The sequence below is a fragment of the Blastochloris tepida genome (assembly GCF_003966715.1).
Lineage (GTDB): Bacteria > Pseudomonadota > Alphaproteobacteria > Rhizobiales > Xanthobacteraceae > Blastochloris > Blastochloris tepida.
The window spans coordinates 1,599,061-1,616,101 of the sequence record NZ_AP018907.1 but is presented as its reverse complement, the minus strand read 5'-3'; the positions used below and the strand labels follow the sequence as shown (position 1 = coordinate 1,616,101).

At 64.8% G+C, this 17,041-nt stretch carries 17 protein-coding genes; 12 read left to right on the top strand and 5 right to left on the bottom strand.

Annotated features, from left to right (window positions below):
• Positions 1 to 7: 7 nt before the first annotated feature.
• The 4 genes from kdpA to BLTE_RS07450 form a co-directional block, all read right to left on the bottom strand.
• The gene (gene kdpA, locus BLTE_RS07465; RefSeq protein ID WP_126398985.1) at positions 8 to 1,711 is read right to left on the bottom strand and encodes a potassium-transporting ATPase subunit KdpA; all 1,704 of its coding nucleotides are present in this window, start codon (positions 1,709 to 1,711) and stop codon (positions 8 to 10) included.
• An 8-nt stretch (positions 1,712 to 1,719) separates the two neighbouring features.
• The gene (locus tag BLTE_RS07460) at positions 1,720 to 1,809 is read right to left on the bottom strand and encodes a potassium-transporting ATPase subunit F (RefSeq protein WP_126398983.1); all 90 of its coding nucleotides are present in this window, start codon (positions 1,807 to 1,809) and stop codon (positions 1,720 to 1,722) included.
• A 7-nt stretch (positions 1,810 to 1,816) separates the two neighbouring features.
• Positions 1,817 to 2,092, bottom strand: coding sequence for a hypothetical protein (locus tag BLTE_RS07455; RefSeq protein ID WP_126398981.1), 276 nt, complete (start codon positions 2,090 to 2,092; stop codon positions 1,817 to 1,819).
• Between the two features lie 203 nt (positions 2,093 to 2,295).
• The gene (locus BLTE_RS07450; RefSeq protein WP_126398979.1) at positions 2,296 to 2,547 is read right to left on the bottom strand and encodes a hypothetical protein; all 252 of its coding nucleotides are present in this window, start codon (positions 2,545 to 2,547) and stop codon (positions 2,296 to 2,298) included.
• A gap of 17 nt (positions 2,548 to 2,564) precedes the next feature.
• Between BLTE_RS07450 and BLTE_RS07445 the strand changes: the two genes are divergently transcribed.
• Complete coding sequence (locus tag BLTE_RS07445; protein WP_126398977.1) at positions 2,565 to 3,422, top strand: IclR family transcriptional regulator; 858 nt, start codon at positions 2,565 to 2,567, stop codon at positions 3,420 to 3,422.
• Between the two features lie 249 nt (positions 3,423 to 3,671).
• Entirely contained in the window at positions 3,672 to 5,000 is a 1,329-nt protein-coding gene (locus BLTE_RS07440) for a ferredoxin reductase family protein (protein ID WP_126398975.1), read from the top strand.
• Between the two features lie 181 nt (positions 5,001 to 5,181).
• Here BLTE_RS07440 and BLTE_RS07435 read toward each other — a convergent pair whose 3' ends face one another.
• On the bottom strand, positions 5,182 to 5,808 hold the full coding sequence (locus tag BLTE_RS07435; protein ID WP_126398973.1) for a hypothetical protein: 627 nt from the start codon (positions 5,806 to 5,808) through the stop codon (positions 5,182 to 5,184).
• Positions 5,809 to 5,960: 152 nt separating this feature from the next.
• On the opposite strand from BLTE_RS07435, the gene BLTE_RS07430 reads away from it, so the two are divergent.
• From BLTE_RS07430 to BLTE_RS07385, 10 genes are all read left to right on the top strand, one after another.
• A complete protein-coding gene (locus tag BLTE_RS07430) occupies positions 5,961 to 8,264 on the top strand; it encodes a heavy metal translocating P-type ATPase (RefSeq protein ID WP_126398971.1) in 2,304 nt (767 codons plus the stop codon).
• Between the two features lie 242 nt (positions 8,265 to 8,506).
• On the top strand, positions 8,507 to 9,277 hold the full coding sequence (locus BLTE_RS07425) for a sulfite exporter TauE/SafE family protein (RefSeq protein ID WP_126398969.1): 771 nt from the start codon (positions 8,507 to 8,509) through the stop codon (positions 9,275 to 9,277).
• 359 nt (positions 9,278 to 9,636) lie between these two features.
• The gene (locus BLTE_RS07420; protein WP_126398968.1) at positions 9,637 to 10,518 is read left to right on the top strand and encodes a CoB--CoM heterodisulfide reductase iron-sulfur subunit B family protein; all 882 of its coding nucleotides are present in this window, start codon (positions 9,637 to 9,639) and stop codon (positions 10,516 to 10,518) included.
• Between the two features lie 112 nt (positions 10,519 to 10,630).
• On the top strand, positions 10,631 to 10,870 hold the full coding sequence (locus tag BLTE_RS07415; protein ID WP_126398966.1) for a 4Fe-4S dicluster domain-containing protein: 240 nt from the start codon (positions 10,631 to 10,633) through the stop codon (positions 10,868 to 10,870).
• A 74-nt stretch (positions 10,871 to 10,944) separates the two neighbouring features.
• Positions 10,945 to 12,063 carry a 2-oxoacid:acceptor oxidoreductase subunit alpha gene (locus tag BLTE_RS07410; RefSeq protein WP_197723279.1) on the top strand — a complete coding sequence of 373 codons (1,119 nt, stop codon included), beginning with the start codon at positions 10,945 to 10,947 and terminating at the stop codon, positions 12,061 to 12,063.
• Positions 12,060 to 13,043, top strand: a complete 984-nt coding sequence (locus BLTE_RS07405; protein WP_126398962.1) for a 2-oxoacid:ferredoxin oxidoreductase subunit beta — start codon at positions 12,060 to 12,062, stop codon at positions 13,041 to 13,043. Before BLTE_RS07410 ends, BLTE_RS07405 begins: the two co-directional genes overlap by 4 nt.
• A 2-nt stretch (positions 13,044 to 13,045) precedes the next feature.
• Positions 13,046 to 13,606: a 2-oxoacid:acceptor oxidoreductase family protein gene (locus tag BLTE_RS07400; RefSeq protein ID WP_126398960.1), complete on the top strand. Its 561-nt coding sequence runs from the start codon at positions 13,046 to 13,048 to the stop codon at positions 13,604 to 13,606.
• Entirely contained in the window at positions 13,603 to 15,552 is a 1,950-nt protein-coding gene (locus BLTE_RS07395) for a CoB--CoM heterodisulfide reductase iron-sulfur subunit A family protein (protein WP_126398958.1), read from the top strand. The genes BLTE_RS07400 and BLTE_RS07395 overlap by 4 nt, the downstream gene beginning before the upstream one ends.
• Positions 15,549 to 16,007, top strand: a complete 459-nt coding sequence (locus BLTE_RS07390) for a hydrogenase iron-sulfur subunit (protein WP_197723278.1) — start codon at positions 15,549 to 15,551, stop codon at positions 16,005 to 16,007. The genes BLTE_RS07395 and BLTE_RS07390 overlap by 4 nt, the downstream gene beginning before the upstream one ends.
• Positions 16,007 to 17,041 carry a 4Fe-4S dicluster domain-containing protein gene (locus tag BLTE_RS07385; RefSeq protein ID WP_126398956.1) on the top strand — a complete coding sequence of 345 codons (1,035 nt, stop codon included), beginning with the start codon at positions 16,007 to 16,009 and terminating at the stop codon, positions 17,039 to 17,041. The genes BLTE_RS07390 and BLTE_RS07385 overlap by 1 nt, the downstream gene beginning before the upstream one ends.

The window sequence follows — 17,041 nt, the reverse complement described above, 5'->3', positions numbered from 1 at the left end:
GCAACCTTCAGAACATGATGCCGGCGATCATCGAGACGTGCTCGGCGATCGGCGCCAGCGCCAGCGCCGGCAGGAAGGTGAGCGCGCCGACCACGATGATCACCGAGATCAGCAGCACAACGAACACCGGGCCGTGGGTCGGAAACGTGCCGGCGGACGCGGGCACGGTCTTCTTAGCGGCGAGGAAGCCGGCGATCGCCAAGACCGGAACGATGTAGCCGAACCGGCCGATCAGCATGGCAAGGCCGATCATGGTGTTGTGCCACAGCGTGTTGGCCGAGAAGCCGGCGAAGGCCGAGCCGTTGTTGGCGGTGCCGGAGGTGTAGGCGTAGATCACCTCCGATAGGCCGTGTGGACCGGCATCCTGCGCCGAGACTGCTGCATTGCCAGTGACAATCGCGAGCGCGACCATCGTCAGCACGCCGATCGGCATCACCAAGAGAGTCAGCGCGGCGAGCTTGACCTCGCGGGCCTCGATCTTCTTGCCGAGCCATTCTGGCGTGCGGCCGACCATCAGCCCGGCAAGGAACACGGTGAGCACCACCATCAGCACCACGCCGTAGAAGCCGGCGCCGACGCCGCCATAGATCACCTCGCCGACCAGCATGTTGAACAGCGGCACCAGGCCGCCGAGCGGGGTCAGCGAGTCGTGCATGGTGTTGACCGCGCCGCACGAGGCCACTGTGGTGGCCACCGCGAACAGTACCGATTGCACGAGCCCGAAGCGGACCTCCTTGCCCTCCATGCTCAGCTGAGCGGGGTCGACGATTCCAGCGAGGAGCGGGTTGCCGAACCGCTCGGCACCCCACGCCGCCAGCAACACGACGACGAACAGCACAGTCATCGCCGCCCAGATCGCAACGCCCTGGCGCATGTCACCGACCATGCGGCCGAAGAAGAACGGAAAGGCGGCGGGAATGGCGAGGATCGAGAGAATCTGCACGAAGTTCGACAGGATGGTCGGATTTTCGAACGGGTGCGCGGCATTGGCGTTGAAGAAACCGCCGCCATTGGTGCCGAGCATCTTGATCGCCACCTGAGAGGCCACCGGCCCCAGCGCGATGGTCTGGTTGTCGCCATCGAGCGTCGCTGCCGTCACCGCCGCATCGAGCGTCTGCGGCATGCCCTGGCTCACCAGGAACAGCGCGTAGATGAGACAGACCGGCAGCAGGACGTAGAGATTGGCGCGGGTGAGATCGACCCAGAAATTGCCGATGGTCCGCCCAGACCGCGTCGCCAACGCCCGCGTTACCGCCACCGCCACCGCAATGCCGGTGGCGGCCGACACGAAATTCTGCGTCGTCAAGCCCAGCATCTGCGAGAGGTGCGACAGCGTGGTCTCGCCGCCATAAGCCTGCCAGTTGGTGTTGGTGACGAACGACACCGCGGTGTTGAACGCCAGATCCGGCGCCATCGGACCGAAGTCCTGCGGATTGAGCGGCAAGAGGTGCTGAAGCCGCAGGATGGCGTAGAGCAGCAGGAAACCCGCGGCGTTGAATGCGATCAGCGACAGCGCATAACGTGACCAGTGTTGGTCCTGATCGGGGCGGACGCCGGCGGCCCGATAGAAGGCACGCTCGATCGGCGCCACCACCGGGGTCAGGATCGTCCATTTGCCGGAGAACACCCGCGCCATATAGAGCCCGAGCGGAACCGCAAGCGCGGTCAGAACCAGCAGAAAGACCGTGAATTGAACGAGGTCATTGATCATGACGCGCCTCAGAACCGCTCGGGACGCAGCAGCGCTGCCAAGAGATAGACGAGGATCACGCCCGCCGTGGCGAGACCAAGAGCAAGGTCAAGCGACATGACGGCCTCACAGACGTTCGGCAGCGGCGACCGCGAGCGCAGTCAAACCGAAGAAAATGAGACCCAGCGCAAGAAATGAGAGATCGAGCGGCACGAGAAACCTCCAGGACCGGGGGACCGGGAAATTCTCGTTCGTTTGGCCGTAAAGCCGCCATATCGATTTCGCGGCGCCAGCATAAAGTCTGCGTAAAATCTCACAGCAGAAGCGCAAGGAAGAAACGTCAGTCGCCACATGAGGCAGCTTGCGTGCATCCGTCGATCCGCCGCCACCGAACGATGACATGGGTTCGGGAGGCTGGGCACGGTTGCTTGGGCATGATCGCTTAAGCGCGGGAGGAAGAGCCCGGAGTTGACCCGGGCGAACTCCCGGTGAGGGACCGCGTCACCCTCAAGCGGTCGCCCCTGGCACGCGATGGCGAGGCTCCTTTCCGCGCGATGCGGTTCAAGGTCGGGGAGTGCGATCTGACACGGCGCTGACGGACGGCGTCAGGCGGCGATCAGTGCCGCCGCATCATGGTCATGGCCATGATGTGGAAGCCCGATTTCGCCGTCTTCGATGCCGCCGCAGGCCGTCCCCCGGATGCATCCGGCCGCTTGCGCGTCCGGGCCCGCTCCGTCGGTCTCTTCCACCAGTCGTCGCCCGCCTTCGTTGCAGCGCGGGTGGTGCGGGACTTCCTCCGCCCGATTCACGCCCGTTTCGGCGACGTCCCGATCGAGCCGCACGCTCGTCTCGCACATGCGGGGGCTCGCCGCCGGTGATTGACGCCCGCCAGGACGATCGCGAGGACACCCCCCGACAGCGACCGGCGGCCACGGTGCGGTCGGTCGAACGCGCGCTCGATATCCTGGATGTGCTGGCCGCCGCCGCCGATGGACTGCGGCTGAACGACGTCGCCGGGCGGGTCGGTCTCAACGTCTCGACCTGCCACCACCTCATCGCCACCCTGGTTGACCGTGGGTACGTTGGCCGGAACCCGCGCGACCGGACCTATGTTCTCGGCGCCCGGATTCTGGAATTATCGCGCTCACGCGCGGCGACGGTCGACGTGGTCCAGACCGCGATGGCTACGCTGCATGGACTCAACGAGGCCACGGGCGAGACCGTCAGTTTCGACGTGCTGCGCGGCCGCGACCTCGCCACGCTCGTCATGGTCGAATCGCGTCATGCCGTCCATGTCGTCGTCGATGAGGCTGCCAAGGCCGAGGCGGTTCACGCAACGGGCAGCGGCAAGGCGATCCTGGCCTGGCTGCCCGAGGCGGAACTGACACGCATCCTTTCGGGACGGCTCAAACGTTTCACCCAAGGCACGGCCCGCTCGCGGGAGGATCTGATGGAGAATCTCTTCACTGTCCAATGCGATGGCTTCGCAATCGATCGCGAGGAGTTTCAGCCCGGCGTCGTGAGCGTCGGCTCGTCGCTACGCGATCGAACCGGCGCCGTCATCGGCGCGCTCGGCTGTCTGCTTCCGATCTCGCGCGCAGGCGAAGACAGGATCGTCCGGATGTGCGGGCTGGTCAGGGACGCCGCGACCCGCCTGTCACGGCAGCTTGGCGAGCTTGGACCGGCGTTTCCGTTCCAAGGCGCCGGCAAGGCTTGGCGGGCGAAACCATGATCCGCTGCCCGCCGAGCCGCGAAGTCCGCACCTGCCAATCCAGGACGGCTGGATTTGAGTCCGTCGCGGCCATGATTTCAACGGCCTCGCGATGGCCGGAAGCGTCCAGGAGACGTTCATCGATCATGATTTCGGGGCTGCACCGGCACTCGGTTCCAACAAAGCGGTGCCACGGCCACTCCGAGTTGCTCGATGCGGAAAACGCCCCATACAAGCAGTGACCCTAACCTCAACCGAACGGTGCAGGCGATGAAGAACATCAAATTCGCGTATGCTGGATTAATTGCTCTGTTCAGCCTGCTGTGGTGGATGGCCGATCCCCTGCTGCCGAACGGATACGAGTACTTCGCCCTGCGTACGGTGGCGATCAACTACACCGGCGTTGTCGCAATCGGGGTGATGAGCGTGGGCATGATCCTGGCGCTCCGACCGGTCCGGATCGAACCTCTGCTCCATGGGCTGGACAAGACCTATCGGCTGCACAAGTGGCTGGGGATCACGGGTCTGGTCATGTCCGTCATCCACTGGCTGTGGGCCCAAGGCACGAAGTGGGCCGTGGGCTGGGGTTGGCTGGTCAAGCCGGCGCGGGTTCCCGGGCCGCCCCTGACCGATCCGGTCGAAATCCTGTTCCGTCAGCAGCGCGGGCTGGCGGAAACGGTCGGGGAGTGGGCCTTCTATGCGGTGGCCGTCCTGATCGTGCTCGCGCTCATGAAGCGTTTCCCTTACCGGCTTTTCTTCAAGACCCACCGCCTGCTGGCTCTCGCCTACCTGGCCCTCGTCTTCCACTCGGTGCTGCTGACGCCCTTCGGCTACTGGTCGCAGCCGATCGGGATCCTTCTGGCCCTGCTGATGACTGGCGGCAGCATCGGTGCCGTAGTGTCCCTGGCAGGCCGCGTCGGCTATCACCGCAAGGCGGTCGGCGAGATCGAGGAACTCGTCGCCTTCCAGGACAACCGGGTGCTCAAGGTGGCGATCCGCTTCAAGGATCGCTGGCCTGGCCATGAGGCGGGACAGTTCGCCTTCGTCAGTTTCTCTGCGGACGAAGGCGCGCATCCCTTCACGATCTCATCGGGCTGGACCGGTGACGGCCGGCTGTTCTTCCTGATCAAGGGTATCGGTGATTACACCGCTCGCCTCCCCGAATTGCTGCATGTCGGCGACCTCGTCACGGTCGAAGGACCGTATGGCCGCTTCAACTTCGGCACCGGCAAATCCCGGCAGATCTGGGTCGGCGGCGGCATCGGCATCACCCCGTTCATCGCGCGCATGAAGGCGCTGGCGGTGGAATCCGATGGGCGCAAGATCGATCTTTTCTATTCCACGGCCGAACCCGATGAGGAGTTCATCGAACGCCTGCGGCGTGACGCGCAGGCTGCAAACGTGAACCTGCATGTGCTGGTCACGGCCCAGGGGAGCCGGCTGGACGTCGAGCGCATCTGCAATGCGGTGCCGGCGTGGGCCGAGGCGGACATCTGGTTCTGCGGGCCCGCCGGTTTCGGCCAAGCCCTGCGCAAGGACTTCGTGGCCAAAGGCCTGTCGGCAGACGACTTCCACCAGGAGTTGTTCGCCATGCGATGAGTTTCCGGGCGGAGGACGTGATACCAACGGCCCCAAACGCTGACGCGCGGGGCCGTTGACTCTCGCGGATTTTTTTATGGGAAATCAGAGATTTGGTGAAAATCCGCGACCGGAACTGGACACGAAGGAGGGGAGGGGTCCTTCGCTGGCGTCCGTCGCCCGTCTCTTTTCCGGGTTGAGGTCAGTCCAGCCGCCGGCATTTGCGCTCGCCGGGAGCGCGTGTATTCACCTGGTAAACGCCCTCCGTCTGCTTCGGAATATGCAGGGACATCGAAGTCTTCGGAAAATTCAAGAACATCACATGCACCGGGCCGCCCCAATCCTTATCATCAACGCTCGATGCAATAACCCGATCCTCATTGCTCCACAGCACCCGCCAGATCCTGGCAAACGGCATGCCTTTTTCATTCTTGCTGTCTGGAACCGTCTTGACGGTCAGCCTATTCGTATCCTCATTGAAATTGAGGACATAAACCCCTTGATATTTGCCCTCGACCCATTCCTGGCACTCCAGCTTTCTGATGGTGGATGCTTCTGCCGGAGCAGACAGCATCAATAGACCAATGAGGATTCTTGCCATCGTCATTGCGGTGCCACTCCTTGCACATTTCGTGTCGGCGTCACGGTAGAGTGTTGCTCCTGACGGTCGGGTGACTGGCGGCGTCAGCATGTTGTCAGCGGTCGGCAGCGCCAATGTCCTGACGGCGCGGGCCGCACGCGCCCTGGAGCTGCACGCGCCCCGGAGCTTTTCATGGTCCGCCTGCTTGTCATAAGCCCTGCGCCGCCATCTCGCGCGTTCACCGGTCACCCGCCGTCGCCGCGTCGGACCCAGGGGAAGGCCGGAGCCGTCTGCGGCACGAGGGCAAGCGTCGGTCTTCTCTTCGGGTTCCAAATTCCTGCCAATTTGCTCTCGGGTTCGATGAGAATGGTTCCATGGAGCCCTCTGCCGGGAACAGCCGAATGCGGACATTTCTCACGGCGCCGGTTCTTCGCCGGGCGTTGATCGCCTCAGCCCTCGTCAGCCTCGCCGCGGGGCTTCTCGCCTGGGCTATGGGACGGGTCGCGTGGGCCGATGCGATCTGGGCGGCCGGCACCGCCCCGGTCGTCGCCGGTCTGGTCGTATCCATGATCCGCGACATTCGGGCGGGCCGGCTCGGCGTCGATGCCATCGCCCTGGTCTCGATGTCGGCGGCCATTGCGCTCGGCGAGACTCTGGCCGGAGTGGTGGTCGCCGTGATGTATGCCGGCGGCAACGTGCTGGAGGATGTCGCCGTCGCCCGCGCCGAACGGGACCTGAGATCGCTGATCGATCGCGCCCCCCGAATGGCCCATCGCCGCCGGGGATCGTCTGTCGACGACATCGCAGTGGAGCATGTGGCCGTTGGCGACACCATCGTCGTCCGGGCCGGCGAAGTGGTTCCGGTGGATGGGCTCATCCTCGGCCAGGGCGCCCTGATCGATGAATCCGCGCTGACCGGCGAGCCGATTCCCGTCACGCGGCGCGAGGGTGAAACGGCCCGGAGCGGCACCGTCAATGCCGGCGAGACCTTCGAGATCCGGGCCGCGGCGACGGCCGGCGAGAGCACCTACGCCGGCATCGTCCGCCTCGTCACGGCGGCGCAAACCGCGAAGGCGCCGTTCATCCGCCTTGCCGACCGGTTCGCGCTGCTGCTGTTCCCGCTCAGCCTTGCCGTGGCCGGCGGCGCCTGGGTGGCGTCGGGCGATCCGGTGCGGGGATTGGCCGTGCTGGTCGCGGCGACGCCGTGCCCGCTGATTCTCGCCGCGCCGGTCGCCTTCATCGCCGGCATCGCCCAGGCCGCGCGTCTCGGCATCCTCGTCAAGGGGAGCGCGCCATTCGAGACGCTCGCGCGAACCCACACGGTGATGTTCGACAAGACCGGAACCTTGACGGTCGGCGGGGCCCGTCTCGCGGCCATTGAAGCCGCGCCGGGCGAGAGCCCGGAGGAGGTCCTGCGAACGGCCGCCTCCTTGGAGCAGGCGTCCCATCACGTCGTTGCCGCCGCCATCGTCGAGGAGGCCCGGCGCAAGCGGCTGCAGCTTTCGATTCCGACCCTGGTGCGCGAGACGTTGGGATCAGGTCTCGAAGGCGAGATCGACGGCCATGTCGTCCGGGTCGGCTCGCAGCAACTGGTTTGCGGCCCGCGCAAACCCGCGGAATGGGCCGAGCGCGCGCTGAGGCGCGCGGCGTGGCGGTCGGCCCTGTGCGTGTTCGTCGCCGTGGACGGCCGCACGATCGGCGCCCTTCTGCTCGGCGACGAACTGAGGCGCGAGACGCCGCGCGCCGTGCAGGCGCTGCGGGCGGCGGGGGTGTCGCGGATCGTCATGGTGACCGGCGACCGCGCCGATGCCGCCGACATCATCGGCGCGGCCCTGGACATCGACGCCGTGCTGGCGGACCGCAGTCCCTCCGACAAGGTCGAAGCCGTCGTGACCGAGCAGCGCCTGAAGCCGACCGTCATGGTCGGCGACGGCATCAATGACGCGCCGGCATTGGCGGCCGCGGGCGTCGGCATCGCCATGGGCGCACGCGGCGCCAGCGTCTCGTCGGAGGCGGCCGACGTGGTCATTCTCGTCGATCGGCTCGACCGGGTGTCCGATGCCGTTGCAATCGCCGGGCGGACGCGCACCATCGCACTCCAGAGCATCGTCGCCGGAATGGCGATGTCCGGGGTAGCGATGGCTTTTGCCGCCATCGGCTGGCTGCCGCCGGTCGCCGGCGCGCTGACGCAGGAGGCGATCGATGTCGCGGTGATCCTGAACGCCCTGCGGGCCTTGGCCCCCGGGCACCGGTTTGGACGCCGGCCGATGCCTGCGGCGACCGCGATGGCGCTTCGCCAGGATCACGAGCGAATGGAGGTCGACCTCGATCGGCTGCGCGAGATCGCCGATGCGCTCGACGACGCCCGGGGCGCTGCCGCGGTCGCGCTGATTTCGGAGGCGAACGACATCGTCAGCCGCCGGATCGCCCAGCATGAGCATGACGATGAAGCGCGGGTCTATCCCGATCTCGCGAAATACCTCGCCTCCGGGCCGGGGCTCGGCGCCATGGGCCGCGCCCACCGGGAAATCCTCCATCTCGCGCGTCTTCTTGCGCGGCTCGCCGGCAGTCTCGACGCGGTGGATGCGGATCGATACCTCATCCGTGACGCCCAGCGTGTCATCGAGTCCGTGGAATCCCTGGTGCGCATCCACAATGCCCAGGAGGAGGACATCTACGAGCAGGCGGTCTCAGGCTCCGCGTGACCGCGTCCGGCCGCGACCGCCGCAAGGTCATGTCCTGCGCGCCTGTTGCACCGCAAAACCCATCGACGATCTTTCGCGCCCTTGACAGATTAATATTGTCGCATCTGTATATATGAAAATAATTGCGTCGCCCCCCCCGCTTCGCCCGCGGCGGCATCGCCTGCAACCGGAGGCGTTTCGGTCCGCGGGGAAACGGCCGTGAAATCGAAGGCCTGGACCAGACGCAACGGGGGAGTGGAGCGATGGTGCAGATCGGCCTCGGGCTGCTCTCGGGCGTCTTCGTCGGTTTTTCGCTCGGCATTGTCGGCGGTGGCGGCTCGGTGCTTGCCGTGCCGCTGCTGCTCTATTTCGTCGGCATCGGCAGCACGCACCTCGCCATCGGCACCAGCGCGGTCTCGGTCGCTGTCAACGCGGCGATCAGTCTGGCGAGCCATGCGCGCACCGGCAATGTGAAGTGGCGCTGCGCCAGCGTGTTCGCGATCGCCGGGGTGATCGGCGCGTTCGGCGGCTCGACGCTGGGCAAGATCACTGACGGGCAGCAGCTCCTGGTGCTGTTCGCGCTGGCGATGATGGCGATCAGCGTGATCATGCTGCGGCGCCGGAAGAATGCCGGCGATCCGGGCGTCCGGCTCAGCCGCCAGAACCTGCCCCACCTGCTGGGCATCGGTGCCGGAACCGGCTTTCTCGCCGGCTTCTTCGGCATCGGCGGCGGCTTCCTGGTCGTGCCCGGCCTGATGATGGCGACCGGCATGCCGATCATCAATGCGGTCGGCTCGTCTCTCGTCGCGGTCACGCTGTTCGGGCTGACGACCGCCGGCAACTACGCCGTCTCGGGCCTGGTCGATTGGACACTGTCGGCGGTGTTCGTGGCCGGCGGGCTCGTCGGCGGCGCGCTGGGAACGGCGGCGGCGCATCGGCTCTCGAAGCAGCGCGGCGCGCTCAACGTCGTGTTCGCGGCGGTGGTGTTCGCGGTCGCGGTCTATGTGATGATCCGCGCGCTCCACCTCATTTGATCGCGACAGGCCGCGCCATTCGCGAGGCCGGTACGCCAGGGTACCTGCGAGGAACGCGAACAGAACCGGTCCGAAGATATAAATATTATTGAATGTGTGCGCTGCCGCAAAATCTCCAACGCATTCGCTGACCTATTTTCATGCCGTCTGCTTCAAAACAAGGCAATCGGCCAGCCTGCTGGCAGGTCGGGAACAGGTGAATGGTACAAATACAGTCGCTGCGTCTTGAGCCGTATCTTAAATTTCCTCAGCAGATGTCGATGCAACTGCAATTGAGTTGCAAGTAAAGGAGTCCCTTCGAGAATGCGTATATCTCCATACGCTTCGCCGCGTCTGCTGGCAGGCTCGTGAGCGCAGACATGAAGCTGAGCTACTATCCCGGCTGCACGATGAAGAACCGTGCTGCCAATTTCGAGGAATCGCTCCTGTTTTCGATGGAGCGGCTCGGCGTTGAAATCCGGGAGCTCGCTCGCTGGAACTGCTGCGGCACCGTCCTGTCGCTGTCGGAAGACGATGCGATGCGCCAACTGGCGCCGGTGCGAAACATGCTTCGCGTCAAGGAGGCCGATGCTTCGCGCGTCATGACGGCGTGCTCGATGTGCTTCAATACACTGAAACGCGCCAATGACCGGGTGAAGGCCGATCCGGCGCTCCTGAAGCGCATGAACGCCTTCATGACCGACGAGGCGACCGATTACGACGGCGATGTCGAGGTCGTTCACACGCTCGAAATTCTGCGCGAATTCAAGGCCGACGCGACCGCCATCTCGGCAAAGGTCGTCCGGCCGCTGAGCGGCCTGCGGGTGGCGTCCTACTATGGCTGCCTGCTGGTCCGGCCGCGCTCGGTCGCGTTCGACGATGTCGAGAATCCGGTTCTACTCGACGAGCTGGTGCGCACGCTCGGCGGCCGACCGGTCGACTGGTCGCACAAGGCGGAATGCTGCGGAGCCTATCAGACCGTCGACAAGCCGAAAGTTGTCGCCGACCGCACCTACGAGATCCTGTCCGATGCGAGAGAGCAGGGGGCGGACGTGGTCGCCGTGAGCTGCCCGCTCTGCGCCTTCAACCTGGACCACCGCCAGGACATCACCCGCCGCATGTATCCCGATTTCGAGGGAATCCCCGTCGTCTATTTCACCCAGCTCATGGCGATCGCCTTCGGCTGTGACGAGCGCGTCCTGAAGCTCGATCTGCACGATCACTCTCCCCGGTCCGTTCTGGCGGAGAGGGGGCTTCTCTAGAGCATTCTCCGCAAAAGTGGATACCGGTTTTGCGAAAGAGAATGCGAAAATTGGAAGGGTTGGAGCGCCCGATCTGATGCAATCAGATCGCATCGCGCTCTAGGGGATCGCAATGTCGTTCGGCAAGCTCAAGAAGGCCTATGGCAAAGTGACCATCAACCCGAACTGGTGCAAGGGCTGCGGTTTCTGCGTCGAATACTGTCCGACCGACGCCTTGGAGATGTCTACGGCCTATAACGCCAAGGGCTATCATCCGCCCCGGGTGAAGAATGCCGATGAGTGCCGGGACTGCAAGTTCTGCGAAAAGGTTTGCCCTGAGTTCGCGATTTTCGTGACGACCGATCAAAGATGAAGGACAGGCGCGTGGCCGAATCTCCCAAAACGGTTCCTGCAGATCCAAGGGGCGTTCTGACCGGCCGCCACTTTATGGACGGCGACCATGCGCTGGCCGAAGGTGCGCTCGCTGCCGGCTGCCGCTTCTTCGCCGGCTACCCGATCACGCCTTCGACCGAAACCGCCGAGCGCTTCGCCGAGCGTTGCCCGGAGGTTGGCGGCCTCTTCATCCAGATGGAGGACGAGATCGCCTCGATCACCGCAAATGTCGGCGCGGTGTGGGGCGGCCAGAAGGTGATGACGGTCACCTCCGGTCCCGGCTTCTCGCTGATGATGGAAACCTTCGGCCTTGCCTGCATGATGGAGACGCCGATGGTCGTCGCCGATGTGCAGCGCACCGGCCCCTCCACCGGACTGCCGACGCTCACCGCCCAGCAGGACATGATGCAGGTGCGCTGGGGCTCGCATGGCGACTATCGCATCATCGCGCTGGTGCCGGACTCGCCGCAGGAATGCTTCGATCTCGCCATCGAGGCCTTCAACCTCGCCGAGATCTATCGCGTCCCCGTCTTCATCATGACCGACGAGACGGTCGGCCACATGCATGAAAAAGTGGTCATCCCGCCGGCCGACCAGATCCGCATCGTCGAGCGCAACTGGTACGCCGGGCCAAAGGAAGATTACCGGCCCTACGACTTCAATGGCAGGACCGCCGCGCCGATGGTGAAGGCGGGCGATGGCTACCGCATCCACACCACCGGCCTCACGCATGACGAGCGCGGCTATCCGGCGCTGACGCCGGCCATGAACCGGAAGGTGGTCAAGCACCTGATCGAGAAGATCGAGTCCAACGCGGACAGCATCATCCGCACCGAGGAGGATGGCATCGAGGGTGCGGATGTCGTGGTGGTGTCCTACGGCATCTCATCGCGCATCGCCATCCGCGCCATTCAGCAGGCACGCAACGCCGGCATCAAGGTCGGCATGCTGCGTCTCATCACGGTGTGGCCGTTCTGCGAGACGAAGATTCGCGATATCGCCCGCAACGTGAAGGCCATCGTGGTTCCGGAGCTCAATTACGGGCAAATCGTGCTCGAGGTCGAACGCTGCGCCGCGGGCCGGTGCCGCGTGATCAGCGTCAATTCCTGCGGCGGCGCCGTCCATGACCCCGAAGAGATCCTCGCCGCCATCAAGGAGGGGGCGAACCCATGAGCGGTGCAGACCACGCCCCTGAATATTCCACCGACGACAAGTCGTTCCGCGAACAGAACCCCATGGCGGAGTTCCTCCGCATGGAGCGGATGCCGCATATCTGGTGCCCCGGCTGCGGCATCGGCACGGTCGTCACCTGTTTTGTCGAGGCGATCAAGGCAAGCGGTCTTGACCGCGACAAGATTGCGGTGGTCTCCGGCATCGGCTGCTCGGGCCGCGTCGCCGGCTATGTGAAGTTCGATTCCTTCCACACCACGCATGGTCGCGCCATTCCCTTTGCCACCGGCCTGAAGCTCGCAAACCCGGAGCTGAAGGTGGTGGTCATCAGCGGCGACGGCGACCTCGCGAGCATCGGCGGCAATCACCTCATTCACGCCGCCCGCCGCAACATGGACCTCATGGTCATCTGCATCAACAATTTCACCTACGGCATGACCGGCGGACAGGTGACGCCGACCACGCCGACCCTGGCGAACGCCTCGACGACGCCGCACGGCAATTACGAAACACCCTTCAGCCTGCCGTTCCTGGCCGATGCCTCGGGCGCGACGTTCGTCGCCCGCTGGACGGCGCTTCACGCCCACAACATGACGCAGACCTTCGGCAAGGCGCTGAAGCATCGCGGCTTCTCCTTCATCGAGGTCATCGCGCCCTGCACCACGCTCTATCAGCGCCGCAACAAGCTTGGCGATGGGCTGGATGCGATGGACTATTACAAGGAGAATGCCGACATCCAGCACGGCGCGGATACGCGCTCGGTCGGCATCAGCTTCCAGGGCGAGATCGCCCTCGGCAAGTTCGTCGAGCGGCAGAAGCCCACCTTCCTCGACGCGGTCAACGACCATTACATGAAGGTCCTCGGCGACAGCTATCAGCTCTACGGCAAGAACACGGCTGAACTCCGGAAGGAGGCGGAGGAACGTGCGCGATTGTCGGCGAGCGAGGAGGCCGAGATTCTCGACTGCGGGGCGGACGACTAGCCATGTGGGAGATCAAGTTTTCCGGCTTCGGCGGCCAGGGCATCGTTCGCTGCGCCTTGATCACGGGGGCGGCGGTCGCGCTCCATGACGACAGGTTCGCAACCATGACCCAGAGCTTCGGACCGGAGGCGCGCGGCGGCGCCTGCCAGTCGCAGCTCATCATTTCCGACAACCGGGTTCTCTACCCATATTGCACGACGCCCGGCGTGCTGGTTGCGCTGTCCCAGGAAGCCTACGACACCTATGAGCCGGGCCTCGCCGATGGCGGCATCCTGATCATCGAAGAGGATCTGGTGACGCCGAAAGGCGATCCGGACCGCGTGGCGCTCTACAGCGTCCCGGCCACCCGTTTCGCCGAGGAGCTTGGCAACCGGCTGTTCGCCAACCTCGTCGTGCTCGGCTTCTTCACCGCCATCACCAAGGCGGTGTCGCCGGAGGCCATGAAGAAGGCGCTGCCGGGCCTCGTGCCCGACCGTTTCCTGTCCGCCAATATCAAGGCGCTCGACAAGGGCTACCGGCATGGCCTCGAAGCCGTCTCCAGCAGAGCGGGGGCGGTCCAGTGACACGGCGTGCCGGCGTTTTCGTCTGCCATTGCGGGACCAACATCGCGGCGACCGTCGATGTCAAGCGCGTGGCGGCCGAACTCTCGCACGATCCGGGCGTGGTCTTCTCGAAGGACTACGTCTACATGTGCTCCGACCCGGGGCAACAGTCCGTCATCAATGCCATCCGGGAGCACAATCTCGACAGTGTCGTCATATCATGCTGCTCGCCGAATCTGCACGAGAAGACCTTCCGCGAGGCGTCGTCTCAGGGCGGTCTCAACCCATTCCAATGCGAAATCGCCAACATCCGCGAGCAATGCGCCTGGGTGCACAGGGACCGGGACGAGGCCACCGCCAAGGCGGTCAAGATCACCCGCTCGGCGGTCGAGCGCGCGCGCCGCAACGAGCCGCTGACGCCGATCGGCCTGCCGGTCACGCGCAAGGTCATGGTCATCGGCGGCGGCATCGCCGGCATCCAGTGCGCGCTCGATCTCGCCAATGCCGGGCTCGACGTCGTGCTGGTCGAGAAGCTGCCGACCATCGGCGGCCACATGATCCAACTGTCGGAGACCTTCCCGACGCTCGACTGCTCGCAGTGCATCCTGTCGCCGAAGATGGTCGAGGTCTCGAAGCACCCGAAAATCACGCTGATGACCTCGAGCGAGGTCACTGCGGTGTCGGGCTTCGTTGGCAATTTCAAGGTCAGGGTGCACACCAAGGCGCAATATGTCGACCCCGACAAGTGCAAGCTCTGCGACGACTGCACGGCGGTCTGCCCCGTCGTCGTTCCGAACGAGTACGATGTCGGCCTGAACGACCGCCGCGCCATCTTCATTCCGTTCGCGCAGGCCATTCCCGCCAGCTACACCCTCGACCCGGAGAGCTGCCTGGGCCTCAATCCCGTCGTTTGCGGCAAGTGCGCCAACGTGTGCGAGGCCGAGGCCATCGACTACGACGCCAAACCGAAGGACACCGAGATCGATGTCGGTGCCATCGTGGTGGCGACGGGTTTCGATCTCTACGGCAAGGACCACATGGCCGAATACGGCCGCGGGACCTATCCGGATGTGCTGGACGGCATCCAGTTCGAGCGCATGTGCTCGGCATCCGGCCCGACCGGCGGGCAGGTGCTCCGGCCCTCCGACCACGCGGAGCCCAAGACCGTCGTCTTCGTCCAATGCTCCGGCTCGCGCGATCCGGCACAGCACTGCGTCTATTGCTCCAAGATCTGCTGCATGTACACGGCCAAGCATGCCACGCTGTACAAGCATCATGTGCCGGACGGCAGGGCCTACGTCTTCTACATCGATATCCGCTCCGGCGGAAAAGGCTATGAGGAGTTCGTGCAGCGCGCGATGGAGCGCAACGGCGTGATCTACCTGCGCGGTCGCGTCTCGAAAGTGTACCAGTCGAAGGGCAAGCTCAAGGTTCTCGGCGTCGATACGCTTGCCGGAAAGACCGTCGAGATCGACGCCGACATGGTGGTGCTCGCTCAGGCGATGGTGCCCTCCAAGGGCACGGCCGAGGTTGCCAAGACGCTGAAGATCGGCCGCGACAAGGATGGCTTCCTCGCCGAGGCGCATCCGAAGCTTCGCCCCGTCGAGAGCGTGACCGGCGGCATCTTCCTCACCGGCGCGGCGCAATCGCCGAAGGACATCCCCGAAACCGTCTGTCAGGCGAGCGCGGCGGCATCCAAGGTCATCGCGCTCCTGTCGAAGCCCGAATTGGAGCACAGCCCGGTCGTGGCGAAGGTGCGCGAAACACATTGCACCGGCTGCGAGATGTGCGTCGACGTCTGCCCGTTCGAGGCCATCGCCCTGGTGGAAGGCAAAGCGCGCGTGAACGAGGTGCTGTGCGAAGGCTGCGGCACCTGCGTGGGAACGTGCGTGCGTGCGGCGATCGACGTGAAGAACGTGACTCAGTTGCAGGTGTTCGAGATGCTCGAAGCCTGCATGGAAGGGTGAGCAAGGTGCAGAACGCGGCTGCTGCAAGACACGACGCTCAAGAGTTCGAGCCGAAGGTCGTCGCCTTCCTGTGCAAGTGGTGCTCGTCGGCGGGCAGCGATCTCGCGGGCGTGTCGCGCCTGAAGTATCCCGCGAACGCGGTTCCGATCCAGGTGATGTGCTCGGGCTCGGTGTCGCCGATCTACATCCTCTCCGCCTTCAACAAGGGGGCGGACGGCGTGCTCGTCTCCGGCTGCCATCCCGGTGACTGCCATTATCTCAAGGGCAATTATTACGCACGGCGCCGTCTCTTCCTGGTCCAGAAGCTGCTGCAGTTTGTCGGCGTCGAAGCCGACCGGTTCCGCATGTCGTGGGTTTCCGCGGCGGAGGGCGCGAAATTCGCCGAGGTCATCACGGACTTCGTGAACGACCTGAAGGCGCTCGGGCCTCAGACCAAGCTGAAGGCAAACCGCTGATGGTCCCGGTCGACGACATCAGGGCGCGCGCCAGGGATCTCCTGCAAAGCGGAAAGGTGCGCGCCGTGCTGGGCTATCGCCGCGGCACGGCCGGGCTTCTGGCCGAACCCGCTTTCATGACCACGGCGGAGGAGACCGCGGCGCTCGTGCTTGATCCCACCTGCGTCGAGAACCTCGCGCTTTATCTCGTGAACGAGAAGAAGCGGATGAAGCACGCCCGCCAATCCGACCGGCGGCCGCTCGGCATCGTCGCCAAGGGCTGCGACAGCCGCGCCATCACCGTGCTGCTTCAGGAGAACCACATCCGGCGCGACGAGGTGGTCGTGCTCGGCGTGTCCTGCGAAGCCGGCGGCATGGTCGATACGCGCAAGCTCAACAAGGCGTTGCGCGGCAAGGTGGCGACGCAGGTCCGCTTTGACAGCGAAGGCGACATAAACGTCTCCCACCTCGGCGGGAGCACGACCTTGCCGGCGCGGGATGTGCTCGCCAACCGCTGCCTGGAATGCGCGAGGGCCTATCCGCTGGATGCCGATTTCCTCTTCGGCGAGAAGGTCGAGGAGCGGCCCTACGGTCCACGCTTCACGGCGGTCGCGGCCTTCGCCGAGACGAGCAGGGAGGAGCGCTCGGCGTTCTGGGACGCGCATTTCGAGCGCTGCATCCGCTGCTACGCCTGCCGCGCCGTCTGCCCCATGTGCTACTGCGACGAGTGCGTGGTCGACTCGACGAGCTTCATCGTCGGTCCGACGACCACCGCCGACGAGAAGGCCGATCGCGTCCGCTGGATCAACCGGTCCGCGACCCGATCGGAGAACGCGATGTACCACATGGTGCGCGCCATGCATCTCGCCGGCCGCTGCACCGATTGCGGCGAATGCGAGCGCGTCTGTCCGGTGAACATTCCGCTTCGCCTGCTCAACACCATGCTGGAGCGCGAGGCGCTCGAGATGTTCCAATACACGCCGGGTCTCGATGCCGAGCAGCCTTCGCTCATCTCGTCCTTCCGCGACGGCGATCCCAACGATTTCGTGAGATAG

What these genes read in the sequence shown, in the direction of transcription:
- BLTE_RS07430 (WP_126398971.1), top strand. Translation starts at nt 5,961, where the DNA reads ATGCGGACATTTCTCACGGCGCCGGTTCTTCGCCGGGCGTTGATCGCC.
- BLTE_RS07400 (WP_126398960.1), top strand. Translation starts at nt 13,046, where the DNA reads ATGTGGGAGATCAAGTTTTCCGGCTTCGGCGGCCAGGGCATCGTTCGC.
- BLTE_RS07460 (WP_126398983.1), bottom strand. Translation starts at nt 1,809, where the DNA reads ATGTCGCTTGACCTTGCTCTTGGTCTCGCCACGGCGGGCGTGATCCTC.
- BLTE_RS07420 (WP_126398968.1), top strand. Translation starts at nt 9,637, where the DNA reads ATGAAGCTGAGCTACTATCCCGGCTGCACGATGAAGAACCGTGCTGCC.
- BLTE_RS07405 (WP_126398962.1), top strand. Translation starts at nt 12,060, where the DNA reads ATGAGCGGTGCAGACCACGCCCCTGAATATTCCACCGACGACAAGTCG.
- BLTE_RS07450 (WP_126398979.1), bottom strand. Translation starts at nt 2,547, where the DNA reads ATGTGCGAGACGAGCGTGCGGCTCGATCGGGACGTCGCCGAAACGGGC.
- BLTE_RS07410 (WP_197723279.1), top strand. Translation starts at nt 10,945, where the DNA reads ATGGACGGCGACCATGCGCTGGCCGAAGGTGCGCTCGCTGCCGGCTGC.
- BLTE_RS07440 (WP_126398975.1), top strand. Translation starts at nt 3,672, where the DNA reads ATGAAGAACATCAAATTCGCGTATGCTGGATTAATTGCTCTGTTCAGC.
- kdpA (WP_126398985.1), bottom strand. Translation starts at nt 1,711, where the DNA reads ATGATCAATGACCTCGTTCAATTCACGGTCTTTCTGCTGGTTCTGACC.
- BLTE_RS07385 (WP_126398956.1), top strand. Translation starts at nt 16,007, where the DNA reads ATGGTCCCGGTCGACGACATCAGGGCGCGCGCCAGGGATCTCCTGCAA.
- BLTE_RS07415 (WP_126398966.1), top strand. Translation starts at nt 10,631, where the DNA reads ATGTCGTTCGGCAAGCTCAAGAAGGCCTATGGCAAAGTGACCATCAAC.
- BLTE_RS07425 (WP_126398969.1), top strand. Translation starts at nt 8,507, where the DNA reads ATGGTGCAGATCGGCCTCGGGCTGCTCTCGGGCGTCTTCGTCGGTTTT.
- BLTE_RS07455 (WP_126398981.1), bottom strand. Translation starts at nt 2,092, where the DNA reads ATGTCATCGTTCGGTGGCGGCGGATCGACGGATGCACGCAAGCTGCCT.